At 65.3% G+C, this 13738-nt stretch carries 10 protein-coding genes and 1 riboswitch; of the genes, 4 read left to right on the top strand and 6 right to left on the bottom strand.

Annotated features, from left to right (window positions below; translation table 11 throughout):
- Nucleotides 1-7: 7 nt before the first annotated feature.
- The 3 genes from cobN to cobU are packed head-to-tail and all read right to left on the bottom strand — an operon-like array spanning nucleotide 8 to nucleotide 5401.
- Nucleotides 8-3769 (bottom strand): cobaltochelatase subunit CobN, encoded by a 3762-nt coding sequence (gene cobN / locus C8J33_RS02890; protein WP_132663078.1) that lies wholly within the window; start codon nucleotides 3767-3769, stop codon nucleotides 8-10.
- A gap of 21 nt (nucleotides 3770-3790) precedes the next feature.
- A complete protein-coding gene (gene cobW, locus C8J33_RS02885; protein WP_110799107.1) occupies nucleotides 3791-4873 on the bottom strand; it encodes a cobalamin biosynthesis protein CobW in 1083 nt (360 codons plus the stop codon).
- Between the two features lie 3 nt (nucleotides 4874-4876).
- The gene (gene cobU / locus C8J33_RS02880; protein WP_110799108.1) at nucleotides 4877-5401 is read right to left on the bottom strand and encodes a bifunctional adenosylcobinamide kinase/adenosylcobinamide-phosphate guanylyltransferase; all 525 of its coding nucleotides are present in this window, start codon (nucleotides 5399-5401) and stop codon (nucleotides 4877-4879) included.
- A gap of 186 nt (nucleotides 5402-5587) precedes the next feature.
- A riboswitch (cobalamin riboswitch) is annotated at nucleotides 5588-5987 on the bottom strand.
- Nucleotides 5988-6094: 107 nt separating this feature from the next.
- Here cobU and C8J33_RS02875 point away from each other — a divergent pair.
- Entirely contained in the window at nucleotides 6095-7900 is a 1806-nt protein-coding gene (locus C8J33_RS02875) for a chloride channel protein (RefSeq protein ID WP_132663077.1), read from the top strand.
- Nucleotides 7901-7930: 30 nt separating this feature from the next.
- Here C8J33_RS02875 and C8J33_RS02870 read toward each other — a convergent pair whose 3' ends face one another.
- Complete coding sequence (locus C8J33_RS02870) at nucleotides 7931-9388, bottom strand: cobyric acid synthase (protein ID WP_132663076.1); 1458 nt, start codon at nucleotides 9386-9388, stop codon at nucleotides 7931-7933.
- A gap of 565 nt (nucleotides 9389-9953) precedes the next feature.
- Between C8J33_RS02870 and C8J33_RS02865 the strand changes: the two genes are divergently transcribed.
- Both C8J33_RS02865 and C8J33_RS02860 read left to right on the top strand, forming a co-directional pair.
- Complete coding sequence (locus C8J33_RS02865; protein ID WP_132664427.1) at nucleotides 9954-10979, top strand: glycine betaine ABC transporter substrate-binding protein; 1026 nt, start codon at nucleotides 9954-9956, stop codon at nucleotides 10977-10979.
- 90 nt (nucleotides 10980-11069) lie between these two features.
- Nucleotides 11070-11438, top strand: a complete 369-nt coding sequence (locus C8J33_RS02860) for a hypothetical protein (RefSeq protein ID WP_245419858.1) — start codon at nucleotides 11070-11072, stop codon at nucleotides 11436-11438.
- A 3-nt stretch (nucleotides 11439-11441) separates the two neighbouring features.
- On the opposite strand, the gene C8J33_RS02855 is transcribed toward C8J33_RS02860, so the two are convergent.
- Nucleotides 11442-12218 carry a phosphodiester glycosidase family protein gene (locus C8J33_RS02855; RefSeq protein ID WP_132664426.1) on the bottom strand — a complete coding sequence of 259 codons (777 nt, stop codon included), beginning with the start codon at nucleotides 12216-12218 and terminating at the stop codon, nucleotides 11442-11444.
- An 85-nt stretch (nucleotides 12219-12303) separates the two neighbouring features.
- Nucleotides 12304-12462, bottom strand: a complete 159-nt coding sequence (locus C8J33_RS02850) for an entericidin (RefSeq protein ID WP_110728095.1) — start codon at nucleotides 12460-12462, stop codon at nucleotides 12304-12306.
- Nucleotides 12463-12589: 127 nt separating this feature from the next.
- On the opposite strand from C8J33_RS02850, the gene C8J33_RS02845 reads away from it, so the two are divergent.
- On the top strand, nucleotides 12590-13735 hold the full coding sequence (locus tag C8J33_RS02845; protein WP_110799111.1) for a DNA topoisomerase IB: 1146 nt from the start codon (nucleotides 12590-12592) through the stop codon (nucleotides 13733-13735).
- Nucleotides 13736-13738 lie beyond the last annotated feature (3 nt).

Here is a 13738-nt window from a genome sequence, read left to right as displayed (position 1 = left end):
TGGGTTCTCACGACGCCCTGAGCGTCAGGCTGTTGGAAAGCTCGAAGCGCGCTGAGTTGGAGCGCGGCTGCCAGTATCCCCGGTCGATGGCGTCGGTCAGCCGGGCTGCCAGGTCACGGAAGGCATGGCGGTTGGCCGCCTCCATGAAGGCGCGCACCGCATCATCGAGCACGAAAGCCTGGTAGACCGCCTCGAAATGCTGGCTGCGGACGGCACCCGTAGTGGCGGCGAAGGCGAAGAGATAATCGACGGTCGCCGCCATCTCGAAGGCTCCCTTGTAGCCGTGCCGCATCATGCCGGCGATCCATTTTGGATTGACCACGCGGCCCCGCACCACGCGGCCGATCTCCTCCTCAAGCGACCGGATCACCGGCTTTTCCGGCCGGGAATGGTCGTTGTGGTAGATCACGGGCCGGGTGCCAGAGAGGTGCTCGATGGCCGCACTCATGCCGCCTTCGAACTGGTAATAGTCGTCGCTGTCGAGAAGATCGTGCTCGCGATTGTCCTGATTCTGAACCACCGCCTGCACGCCGGCGAGGCGTGTTTCCAGCACCTCACGCTCGTCGCGGCCCTCCGCATGCGCGCCATAGGCATAGCCGCCCCAGGTGAGATAGGCGTCGGCAAGCTCGGAGCGTTCGGGTCCGCGCTTCTCGTCCATCAGCGCCTGCAGGCCGGCGCCGTAGGAGCCGGGCTTGGAGCCGAAGACACGGTAGGAGGCGCGGCGTTCGGCATCCGCCGCACTCAGCCCCTTCTCGCGCCATTCCGCGCTCTCGCGGCGGATGCGGGCGGCGATGGCATTGTCCTCGTCGTCCTCCTCCAGCGCGCCGATCGCACGGACCGCGCTGTCGAACAGCGCGATCTGCTCGGGGAAGGCATCGCGGAAGAAGCCAGAGACGCGCAGGGTGACATCGACGCGCGGGCGGCCGAGAAGCGCAGGCGGCACGATCTCGTAGCCCGTGACCCGCCGCGACATCGGGTCCCAGAGCGGCTTTGCGCCGATGAGAGCCAGCGCCTGCGCGATGTCGTCGCCGCCGGTGCGCATGTTGGAGGTGCCCCAGGCGGTGAGGCCGAGCGCCGTTGGCCACTCGCCATGATCCTGCAGGTAGCGCCGGATGAGGAGATCGGCCGATTTCTTGCCGAGCTCAAACGCCGCGGGTGTGGGCACGGCGCGGCTATCGACGGAGTAGAAGTTGCGCCCTGTCGGCAGCACGTCCGGCCGTCCGCGCGTCGGCGCGCCGGAGGGTCCGGGGGTGACGAACCGGCCGTCGAGACCGGCCAGCAGGCCGGCGATCTCCGCCGGTCCGCAGGCGGTCAGCGATGGTTTCAGTCGTGCCTCGACGGCATCGAGAACGGCGCGCGTCGCCGGCCAGCCCACGGGACATGCGACGTCACCGCCGATAAGCTTTGCCGCAAGCAACTCGATGCGCTCGACGGTGTCGCCTTCGCTGCGCCACGGGTCGTCACTGACGGCCAAGAGCATTGCCGGGCGCGACCCCTGCCAGAGCGTGGCGGGTGCGCAATCCAGCGGATCGAACACCGGCATGTCCGTGCCCTCCCCGTTGACCAGCGCGCAATCCCGCGAAATCGCCCGCTGCAGGCTCGCATCTCCACCCTCACCGGTGCCACGCGGGACGCGGGCGAGCGCCAGCGTCAGGTCGGTCAGGAGCCGTTCTTCGGGCGAGACGCCGAAGACGTGGAGACCGTCGCGGATCTGCATCTCCTTCAGGTCGCAGAGATAGGCGTCGAGCTTCTGGAGCGCCGTATCCTCGCCATCCGTCTCGGCGATGCCCGCATCCGCATCGAGCCCGATATCGCGCACGAGGTGCAGGATCTGGCTGGAGAGCAATCGCAAGCGCCGCGGATCGCCACCGGCCGCGTCGTAATACTCATCGACCAGACCTTCGAGGTCGCGCAACGCGCCGTAGGTCTCGGCGCGCGTCAGTGGCGGTGTGAGGTGATCGATGATGACGGCGCTGGTCCGGCGCTTGGCTTGGGTTCCCTCGCCGGGATCGTTGACGATGAACGGATAGAGATGCGGCAGCGGGCCGAACACGGCTTCCGGGTAGCAGGTCTCCGACAGCGCCAAGGCCTTGCCCGGCAGCCATTCGAGATTGCCGTGCTTGCCCATGTGGATGACCGCATGCGCTCCGAAGGCGCGGCGGAGGAAAGCATAGAAGGCGAAATAGCCATGCGGCGGCACGAGGTCCGGCGAATGGTAGGTTTCCTTCGGGTCGATATTGTAGCCGCGTGCCGGTTGAATACCGATAAGCACGCCGCCAAGCCGCGCGAGCGGAAGCGCGAAACGGTCGCCATCTGCGTAAGGATCGCGCGAGGGACCTCCCCAGCGTGCCGTGACCTCGGCTTGAATCCGTTCGGGAAGCGTTGCGAAGAACGCGTTGTAATCCTTGAACGATAAGGTCTCGCGGATATGCCGCCCATCGCGGGCTGCGTTGGTAGGGCCTTCCATGAGATGCCGGATCAGCGCGTCGCCGTCTGCGGGCAGATCGGTCGCGGGATACCCCGCCTTGGCCATGGCGCGCAGCACCTCGATCGTGCCGGCCGGCGTATCCAGCCCGACGCCGTTGCCGAGCCGCCCGTCGCGGTTCGGATAATTGGCGAGCACGATGGCGATCTTGCGGTCGGCGGGCGGCGTGTGGCGCAGGCGCGCCCAGTTCGCCGCCAGTTTCGCCACGAAGGCGACCCGATCCGGGAGAGGCGCATGCCCGACGATGTTCGTCTCCACCGCCTCGTCATAGATCGCGGCCGCCTTGAAGGAGACCGCACGGGAGAGAATGCGTCCGTCCACCTCGGGAAGCGCGACGTTCATCGCGAGATCGCGCGCCATCAGGCCTTGCGAGGAGCTTTCCCAGGCCTCGCGCGTCGAGGCGGAGAACAGCACCTGCAGCACCGGCGCGCCACCGGCGTCGAGCACGGTGCCCTTGTGATCGCCGCCCGGTGCGGACACCGCAAAGCTCGTGGCGTTGAGGACGACATCCGGCGTGAACCGCGCGAAGATCGCCTCGACCGTGCCGACGGACAGGCCATCCTTCAGGCTGGAGACGAAGACCGGGAGGACCCGCATTCCCTTGGCGACAAGAGCCTCGACCAGTGCGGCCACCGGTCGTGTCTCGCCGGACTGGACGAGCGCCCGATAAAAGCAGAGCGCCACGATCGGCTGCTGCCCTGCATGCGCGCGTCCCCAATCCGCAGCACCGATGATGCCCTCTTCCGGCGACCAGATGCCGGCCCGCAGCAACGGCGTTGCCGCCGGCGGCCGTTCGCCGTCATCGACGACCGCGCCGGCATAGGCGAGGAACCGCTGCATGTTGTCGGGACCGCCTTCGGTGAAGTAGGCGAGCATCGCCGCCCGATCCTCGGCAGACACGGTGGAATAGGCGTCGAGCGCGGGATCGGGCTTGTCGTAGCCCGGAAGAACGGCGATCTTGGCACGATGGGTGACGGCCGTGGCGTGGAGCGCTTCCAGCACGTAACTGAAGTAGGACGCACCGCCGAGCGCCCGCACGACGATCAGTTTTGCATGCCGCGCGGTGCGCTCGACATAGGTATCGACCGACATCGGATGCTTGAGCGAGAGCAGGCTTGCCGCCCGCAGGGTTCGCCTACCGGGTGCGGTCTTGCAGGCCGCGGCGATGGCGGAAAGCTCCGTATCGGCGGCGGACAGAAACAGGATCTCGCCCGGCGACTGGCCGAGGTCGATGGCCTCGTCCCCGTCCGAGATCGTGCCTTTCTGCGCAAGAAGAAGATGCATTCGCCGCTGATCCTGCCTGTTTTACGCCGCTGCCGCGACGATGGCAGCGCGCACCGCAGCCTCGTCCAGATCGTGCAGCCCGATGACGACAAGGCGCGTACGACGCGCTTCACCGGCCGCCCAGGCGCGGTCGAAATAGGGATCGATCCGCGTTCCCACGGCCTGGATCAGAAGCCGCATCGGCTTGCCGGGAACATCCGCAAAGCCCTTCAGCCGAAGGACATCATGGGCGGAGACGATCTCCTTCAGTCGCGATACGAAAGCGGTGGTATCGGCGATCGGGCCGAGTTCGACCACGAAGCTCGCAAACTCGTCATGGTCGTGCTCCTCGCCCGCCTCGTGCTCCATCTCGTGATGGGACTTGCGGTTGGCGATATCGTCTTCCGTGCCGACGCCGAGGCCAAGCAGAACAGAGGCCGGCACCGCACCGTTGGCGGCCTCGATCATCATCGGCTTGCGCGTCGTCCGCGAGGCGACCTCGCGCCGAACGGCTTCGATACCGGCGGCATCCAGCAGGTCGGTCTTGTTGAGAACGATGAGGTCGGCGGCGGTCAGCTGGTCTTCGAACAGCTCCTCGATCGGGCTCTCGTGGTCGAGATTGTCGTCCTCGGCGCGGGCGGCATCCACCTTGTCATGATCGTCGGCGAAGCGACCGGCTGCGACGGCGGCGCTGTCCACCACGGTGATCACGCCGTCCACCGTCACCTGCGTGCGGATATCCGGCCAGTTGAACGCGGCGATCAGCGGCTGCGGCAGCGCCAGACCGGAGGTCTCAATGACGATATGGTCGGGGCGGCCCTCCCGCTCCAGAAGGCGCGTCATCGTGGGAATGAAATCGTCGGCCACGGTGCAGCAGATGCAGCCATTGGTGAGCTCGATGATATCGTCCTCGCTGCAGGCCTCGGCCCCGCAGCCCTTCAGGACGTCGCCATCGACGCCGAGATCGCCGAACTCGTTAATGATCAGCGCGATCCGCCGGCCATCGGCGTTTTCCAGAATGTTGCGGATCATCGTCGTCTTGCCCGCACCGAGAAAGCCGGTGATGACGGTCGCGGGGATCTTGGCGCCGGGTGTTTTCCGGTCGCCGGTGTTGGAAAATGTCATGGATTAACCTTTCATCTTGAGCGGCAGACCTGCTGCCACGAAATAAACGTCGCGCGCCTGTGCCGCGACCTGCTGGTGGAGCCGGCCGGCATGATCGCGGAAGTCCCGCGCCATGCGGTTGTCGGGCACGATCCCCAGACCCACCTCGTTGGAAACGAAAATAACGGAGGCGCGAAGCGCCGAAAGGCTGTCGACAAGACGCGCCGACTCCGCCGCGATATCGCGCTCCTCCAGCATGAGATTGGTGACCCACAGCGTCAGGCAATCCACAAGAACGACACAGCCGACCGCGTCGATGGCGGACAGCCGACCGACGAGATCGAGCGGCTCTTCATGCGTTGTCCAGAGATCGCCGCGCGACGTGCGGTGCGTGTCGATCCGCGTCCGCATCTCGTCGTCGAAGGCGCGGCCGGTGGCGATGTAATGCCGGACAAGGCCCGTTTCCACGGCCAGCCGTTCAGCAAAATTCGACTTGCCGGAGCGTGCGCCGCCGAGCACGAGCGTGGTACCATGAAGGGGGGATGTCATGATCGCGCGGCTATCCCGCTGCTCCCATAACGTAAAAGCCAACGCGATCCGCGGGTTCTGCAAGCGCCTGCCGGGCATGAACCGAAATCGCATGCGTAAAAATCGCCGGCCCGGGAGACCCGGTGGGCGAACGTCTCGTGTGCCACGACAACCTCCGTGCTGGCGCTGGACGCTGCATCACGAGGATGCGGCGCGGTGTGGCTGGCAGGTCTCCTGGCTCACGGCGTCACGCAGGGTCAAAACCCTGAGAACGGGTTCACCTCGCCTTCCCGAAACAGTTTGCCTGGCGTTTAACGGCCGGGTCGATGTCGAAGAGGTGGACGATTCGTAGATAAGGAGGCGTCCGACCCCGGTTGCTCGCATCGCTGCTTCAGTGGCTTTTCCGGCCCTGCCCTTCAGGTGACGCCAGCCGCACCACGCGGCATGGTCCGTCGCCCATGAGGCGAGACCGGATGGCGAACCCTGACCGTTCTACAGTCGCGGGGTCGGCTGCGATGAGGATGCCCTGTGTGGGTCCATCCCTTCGCATTCCCATTTACTCCCGAACGACACGCGCCGCACGGGAACCATCCATACGCCAAGATTAGGCGCGTCGCTGGATCAAGTCAATCTTCCGCGCTATGTCCGCACTTCGCCCGACCCGAAGCTTAAGCGCGTTTCCTAGCGGAGACGCCCGACGAGATCGAGCCTCTCATGCCCGACGTCCTGAAGTCCCTGACTCTTGCCCGCGTGAAGCGCCTGGCCCGGAAATCCGTCACCTTTTCGGAATGGCGCATCTTCGCCCGGCGCAGCGAGATCGGGCTTCTGGTGGCGGGCATCGTCGTCGGTCTCACCTCGGGGCTCGCCGTCATCGCCATGAGCTTCATCTCGCTGCAGCTCCACAAGCTGATCTTCGGCATCTCCGAATACGAGCGCGTCAGCTCCGCCGACCTCAAGGGGCAGATTGCCATTCTCATGGCGCCGATCGTCGGTGGGCTGCTGCTGGGGCTGCTCATGATGGGCCTCGCACTCTGGCGCAAGAAAGCGATGGTCGACCCGATCGAGGCGAATGCGCTGCATGGCGGCCGGATGTCGTTGACCGACAGCATCGTGGTCGCCGTGCAGAACCTCGTTTCCAACGGTTTCGGCGCCTCCGTCGGCCTGGAGGCCGGCTACACCCAGCTCGCCTCCGGCCTCGCCTCGAAGATCGGCGTGAAACTAAAGCTTCGGCGCAACGATCTGCGCACGCTGCTCGGCTGCGGCGCGGCCGGCGCCATCGCGGCGGCCTTCAACGCGCCGCTGACCGGCGCCTTTTACGCCTTCGAGCTGATCATCGGCTCCTACACCATCGCCTCGCTGACCCCGGTCGTCGTCTCCGCGCTGGTCGCCAACCTCGTGACGCGCCTGCTCTGGGGCGAGGAGTTCACCATCGATATCGGCGCATTCGGCGACGTCGTCCCCGGAGACTACGTGCCGGCCATCCTCCTCGGCGCGCTTTGCGCCGGCGTCGCCATCCTCATCATGAAAGGCGTCTCGCTGACGGAGGAGGTCGCGCGCAAGAGCGACATCCCCGCGCCGCTGCGCCCGGCTATCGGCGGCGTCGTGGTCGGGCTGCTGGCGACCATCTCGCCGCAGGTTCTTTCGGGCGGCCACGGCGCCCTGCATCTGAACCTCGCGCACGCCACGCCCATCGCCATGCTGATCGGCCTGTTCCTGATGAAGTCGGTCGCGACCGCGGTGTCGATCGGCTCGGGCTTTCGCGGCGGGCTGTTCTTTGCCTCGCTGTTCATGGGCGCATTGCTCGGCAAGGTCTTTGCCGGCGTCGTTCCTTACGTCTTCGGCGACACCACGCTGACGCCGGTCATCTATGCCGTGGTCGGCATGAGCTCGCTTGCGGTGGCCATCATCGGCGGGCCGCTGACGATGACCTTCCTCGCGCTGGAGATCACCGGCGACTTTCCCATCACCACGCTCGTGCTGGCGGCCGTCATCACCTCATCGCTGGTCGTGCGCACCACCTTCGGCTACTCGTTTGCCACATGGCGCTTCCATCTGCGCGGCGAAAGCATTCGCAGCGCCCATGATGTCGGCTGGATCCGCAACCTGACCGTGGGACGGCTGATGCGGCCCGATGTCCGCACCATCAACGCCCAGGCGACACTGGACGAGTTGAAAGCCGAATTCCCGCTCGGCTCGGCCCAGCGCGCCATCGTCGTCGACGACACCAACCGCTATGGCGGCGTCATCCTCATTCCCGAGGTCTATGCGAGCCCTGTGGAAAAGGATGCCGCCGGCAAGGGAATCGAAGACTACATCAAGCTGCCGAACGACTTCCTGCAGCCGAACATGAACGCCCGGCAGGCAGCGACCCTGTTCGACAAGACCGAGAGCGACGCGCTCGCCGTTTGTAACAATCTGATCGAGCGACGCATCGTCGGGGTGCTCACCGAGAGCTACACCCTGCGCCGCTACAGCGAGGAACTCGACCGCCGCCGCCGCGAGGCATCCGGCGAATTCTAGAGCGATTTCAGCGGCACAGGCGACGACGCTCTAGCGACCCATGAGCCCGTCGAGCCAGCGCGGATCGAGCACGGCCTCCAGTTCCCCGGCGACTGCATCGAGCGCCGCATCGACGGAACCGCGATAATCGAAGGCCTCCGCATCGATGCCGAAGCTGCGCAGGAGGGCCGCGCGGTAGGCGTCGCTGGTGAACAGACCGTGGAGATAGGTCCCCATAATACGACCGTCAGGCGAGAGCGCACCGTCCGGGCGGTCCTCGATGACAACGGGCGGTCGGGCGCAGTCGGGCCCGGTGGTCTTGCCGAGGTGGATCTCGTAGCCCTCCAGCGCGACATCGTGTTCCGTGGAACGGGCGCCGCTGTTGCGCACCACCTTTTCGCGCGCCATCTCGGTTTCCACGTCGAGCAGGCCGAGGCCATCGATCTCGGCGGTTCCGCCTTCGATACCGAGCGGATCGGAGATTCGGCGCCCGAGCATCTGGTAGCCGCCGCAAAGTCCGATCACCCGTCCGCCACGTCGCAGGTGACGCTCAAGATCCTTGTCCCAGCCCGCAGCCCTGAGGGCCGCGAGATCCGAGATCGTCGCTTTCGAACCGGGGAGAATGACGAGCGCTGCATCCTCCGGCAGGCGGTCGCCGGGCTGGATGAAGCGGAGGTCCACGGACGGTTCGGCGGCGAGCGGATCGAGATCGTCGAAATTGGCAATGCGCGGCAGCACGGGCACGGCGATCGTCAGCGCCCGCGCCGTTCCCCGCGACAGGCGTTCGAGAACGACGGAATCCTCCGCCGGAAGCTGGCGCGCGGCCTTCAGCCAGGGCACCACGCCGAAACAGGGCCAGCCGGTGAATCCGCGTATAGCGGTGAGCCCATCGTCGAACAGCGACACATCGCCCCGAAACTTGTTGATCAGGTATCCCGTGACCATGGCCCTGTCCTCGGGCATGAGCACCGCATGCGTTCCCACAAGCGAGGCGATGACGCCGCCGCGGTCGATGTCGCCGACCAGCACCACGGGCACGCCCGCGCGCGTCGCAAACCCCATATTGGCGATGTCGCCCGCCCGCAGGTTGATCTCGGCCGGCGAGCCCGCGCCCTCGACAATCACGAGGTCGCGTCCGGCGCGGATCGTCTCGAAGCTTTCCAGCACCGCACCGAGCAGCTTCGGCTTCATCGCCTGATAGTCGCGCCCCCGCGCCTGCCCGACGACCTTGCCCTGCACCACGACCTGGCTGCCGGTTTCCGACTGCGGCTTCAGGAGCACCGGGTTCATGTGGATCGAGGACGGGATGCGGGCGGCGAGCGATTGCAGCCATTGCGCCCGGCCGATCTCACCGCCATCGGCGGAGACGGCCGCGTTGTTGGACATGTTTTGCGGCTTGAAGGGCGCGACGCGGAATCCGCGATTGGAGGCGAGCCGGCAGAGACCGGCGACGAGCACGGTCTTGCCGACATCCGAACCCGTCCCCTGAAGCATGATCGATTTTGCCATACGGCCTGATATCACCGGGGAACGGTGGACGCCATGGACAGGCCGGGATGATCCCGCGCAAAAACCGCAGCAGCCGGAGCCCTGCGGTTTTCCGCCCTCGACACCGAAAAACGCACGGTGCGGGGCGGGCAAGCGGAGGCATCGAACGGATGCCACGAGGCTGGCAGATTGCCGGGACGCAAAACCTGATCCGGCAGAGCAGCTGTGACCAGCCACGGCACCATCCTTAGGCCGTGAGAGTTACCAGAGAGTTACCCGCAGGGCTCGGTCTCCGTTTTCGTCACAATCACGTCATCTCGAATGAACCGGCCTTGATCGACGCGTCTGCCGGGATGACGCGCTTGGGGTCAGAGCGCTCACGGAGCCGAACATTCGAAAGAGATGAAATTCAATGGCTTGCGCGGCGGTTCCGATTCGACGCGGCCGAGAACAGCGGTTGATTTCTGTCCCAGAGCTTCTAGGCTGTCCGGACGGAAAAATATCGGCAACACATGATCGCGGGACATCGTGCGTTCGCACCGGAGGCGTCGGTCTGATGAAGAACATTCGCGACGTCTGCGAAAAGATGACGAAGGCCGCCGTCGGCCCGGCTCTTGCGACCGCGCTCGGCCTTCTCGCCGGCAGCGTCCTCCTGCTGTCGGGCACGCCCGCCCGGGCCGCAGGCTGCGACACGCTTTCGATTGCCGAAATGACCTGGGGATCGGCCGCCATCACGGCCCATATCGACAGGTTCATTCTGGAGAAGGGCTATGGCTGCACGGTCCAGCTCGTGCCCGGCGACACCATGCCGACCTTCGCCTCGATGAATGCGGAGGGGCGGCCCGACATGGCGCCGGAGATCTGGGCGGCCTCGCTGCAGGCACCGCTCACCGATGCGCTGCGCGATGGCCGGCTGGTCGAAGCGGCGCATGTTCTCACGGATGGCGGTGTCGAAGGCTGGTGGATCCCCCGCTACATCAGCGATGCCCATCCCGACATCAAGACGGTGCAGGATGCGCTGAAGCACCCGGAACTCTTCCCCTCGCCGCAGGACGCCACGAAGGGTGCGATCCACAACTGTCCCTCGGACTGGAACTGCCAGATCCCGACATCCAACCTCTACCGGGCCTTGAAGGGCAACGACGCCGGGTTCCAGCTGATCAATTCCGGATCGGCGGCCGATCTCGACGGCTCGATCGCCCGGGCCTTCGAGGAGAAGAAGGGCTGGCTCGGCTATTACTGGGCGCCCACCGCAATCCTCGGCAAATACGAGATGGTCAAACTCTCCTTCGGCGTCACCCACGACCGGGCCGAGTGGAACAACTGCACGGCGGTGCCCGACTGCAGCGCGCCCGTCGTCAACGGCTATCCCACCACCGATGTCTATACGATCGTCACCCGCGGCTTCTCCGAAAAGGCCGGTCCCGAGGCCCTCGCCTACGTCTCGAAACGGCAGTGGGACAATCAGACGGTCAACAGCGTGCTGGCCCATATGGACCAGACCAACGGCAGCCGCGAGGATGCGGCGCTCTATTTCCTCAAGACATTCGAGCCTGTCTGGACCGCCTGGCTGCCCGCCGACATCGCCGCGAAGGTCAAGGCCGCCCTCTGACGGTTCCCTTCACAGTGCAGCACTCCAGTCCGGCTTCAGCCTCGTATGGCATGACGGCGCGAGAACGCAGACACCGGCTTGAGGGACCCCATGAACACGCACACGACGATCAGCCCCATGCAGCAGCCGACGCCGACGGACCGCGATGCGGTTGCCGACGTCATCGAGCGCTTCCAGACGGCGGACACGGCCTTTCTGTCGCTGATGATGGACAATCCGCAACAGGACGACGCGCTGATCGACGGGCTGCACCGCTTCCTCGACCGTTCGGCCGGCGCACGCTTCCTGCACACGCTGAAGCTGGAGCAGCGCGGCTTCTGGCTCGGCAATGTCGCCCCTGCCCGGCTGCAGATTCGCCTGACCGAAGCGGCACGCTCATCGCAGCATGCGGCCTATCAGGCTTTCCGCACCGGGCTCACCAAGTCGGGCGGACTGGAGCGGGCGTTTCCGAAAGCGTAGGCTCTACGGAGCGGGCTTGGGAAGAACGGCGCCGTGCCACATCGGCGTCGTCACCGCGATGATCGGCCCCATCGGATAGGTCTCGTCGATGCGGCCGAGGTCGGGCGCGTAGAGACTGGAAATGTGTCCGTCAAGAAACAGCGCATTCGGACAGCCGAGCGCGTCGCGATAGAGCGTCGCGAAATCGTGAAAGCGCACCGGCGATAGCGCGACGGCAAAATGCACGAGGCCCTTCTCATCGACGCCGACACCGTTGCGGATCTGCAGACTGTCGCTTTGCGGCTTGAACGCAGGGTGGAGCGCGCCGTCGATGACGAGCATCGGCCCGGATTGTGTCGCGACATCGGGCGTGGCCACTACCGAACGCCGGTAGGCCTCCGTTTCCCTGACGATAGCCTTGCCGTTCGACAGGGCGAAGACACCATTCGGAAGCAGATAGAAATTACCCCAGCCCTCGCCGGTCGCGATCGGCTTGCGCTCGACGCCGTCGAGGACCAGAAGCCCGACGGGTGAGAGGTCCTTCTCGTACATGCCGCCATTCATCGCGAAATCGAGCCGTGTCTGATCGCGAAGAAGATCGGTCTTCAAAGCGGTGAAGCCGCCATAGGGCCGGCCCGCCTCGTCCGCATGGAAGATCGTGAGAGAGGCCGTCGCCGGATCGACGTCGCATACGGCGTAGTCGGCCCCAAGGTGCCGAACGATCCGGCAGGCGGCACGGGCGTCGGGAGAAAGAGAGACCATCAGGACCAGCGCCAGGAGAAGCTTCGCGAACATGGGCATCATCATAGGCGACCGGCGCCCTGTTGCCAGACACGAAAACGCCGGCAGACCCACGGTCGCCGGCGCTTTGCAAAATCGGGTCGGATCAGTTGGCGGCGCGTTCGACGCTGCGGCCTGCATCCTGCGTGGCGTTGACGGTGTTTGCCGTGTCCCGGCCCACGCCGCGGATCGTGTTACCGCAAGCGGAAAGCGAAACGAGAGAGACGAGTACGATGCCGACGGTAGCGATGGTCTTTGCGGTCATGGCTTGGGTCCTTGAATAACGCCAGTGGAAGAAAGACATGTGTCTTCGGCCACATAACGCTGGAGCTTCAAAAAGGTTCACATGTTCGTGACAAAAATCGTCATGCCGTTGTCGAAAAATCTGCGCGATGAAACGCCTCGCACCGGAACTTCCGCTTGACGATAAAGTTCTTACGGCCGTGGACCAGATCACAGCCTCCATAGCCGCTTCGGTCGGCAAGAAAAGCGACGCCGGCCAAGACGGCGATACGCCGGCGCCCGAACTCGTCTATCTCTCGCGCCTCGAAGACGGTATCACCCGCAAGCAGGGGAAGAACGGCTTCCTCTATTATGGGCCAGACGGCCAGCGCATCTCCGATCCGGGCGAAGTCGAGCGCATCGCAGCGCTCGCCATACCTCCCGCCTATACCGAGGTTCTGATTTCGCCGGATCCGCAGACGCATCTGCAGGCGATCGGCAAGGACGCACGCGGCCGCAAGCAATATCGCTACCATGCCGACTGGCACGCCGAGCGCGGCAAGGCAAAGTTCGCGCTGCTGCCGTCCTTCGCGTCACGCCTGCCGCGAATCCGCGAGCGCGTCGATCATGATCTGCGCATGCGCACGCCGGGCATGGAAAAGGCGCTCGCCACCATCGTCTGGCTGCTCGACAACCTCTTCATCCGCGTCGGCAACACGGTTTATGCCGAGGAGAACGGCTCCTACGGCCTGACGACGCTAAAGAACCGGCATGTGAAAGTGTCCGGTTCGAGCGTGCACTTCCAGTTCAAGGGAAAATCGGGCAAGGAATGGCGCCTCAGCCACAATGACCGCCGGATCACCCGCATCATCCGCTCGCTGCAGGAGCTGCCGGGCCAGCATCTGTTCCAGTATCTCGATGAGGATGGCGAGCGCCACCAGATCCGCTCACAGGATGTGAACGCCTACATCCGAGAGGCGACCGGCGGTGAGTTCTCCTCGCGCCAGTTCCGCACCTGGGGCGCAACGCAGATGGCGGCGACGGCGCTTTCGACCGTGGAGCCGGCAACAAGCGAGCGGCAGCGCAAGCGCCAGATCAACGAAGCGGTGGATGGCATCGCGGCCGCACTGGTCAACACACGCGCCGTATGCCGGAGCTCCTACATCCATCCCAAGGTGTTCGAGGATTTCGAAAATGGCGAGTTGCGCACGCTGCGCGCGCAGCGCAAGAGCACCAGCGAAAAGATGACACGCTGGATGAATGACGACGAAATCCGCGTACTGCGCTGGCTGAAGAAGACCACCGACAGCGCCTGACGA

The organism is Rhizobium sp. PP-CC-3G-465 (assembly GCF_004343445.1).
Lineage (GTDB): Bacteria > Pseudomonadota > Alphaproteobacteria > Rhizobiales > Rhizobiaceae > Ferranicluibacter > Ferranicluibacter rubi.
Note: the sequence above shows the minus strand (reverse complement) of the source record. Positions and strands in the feature narration are given on the sequence as shown.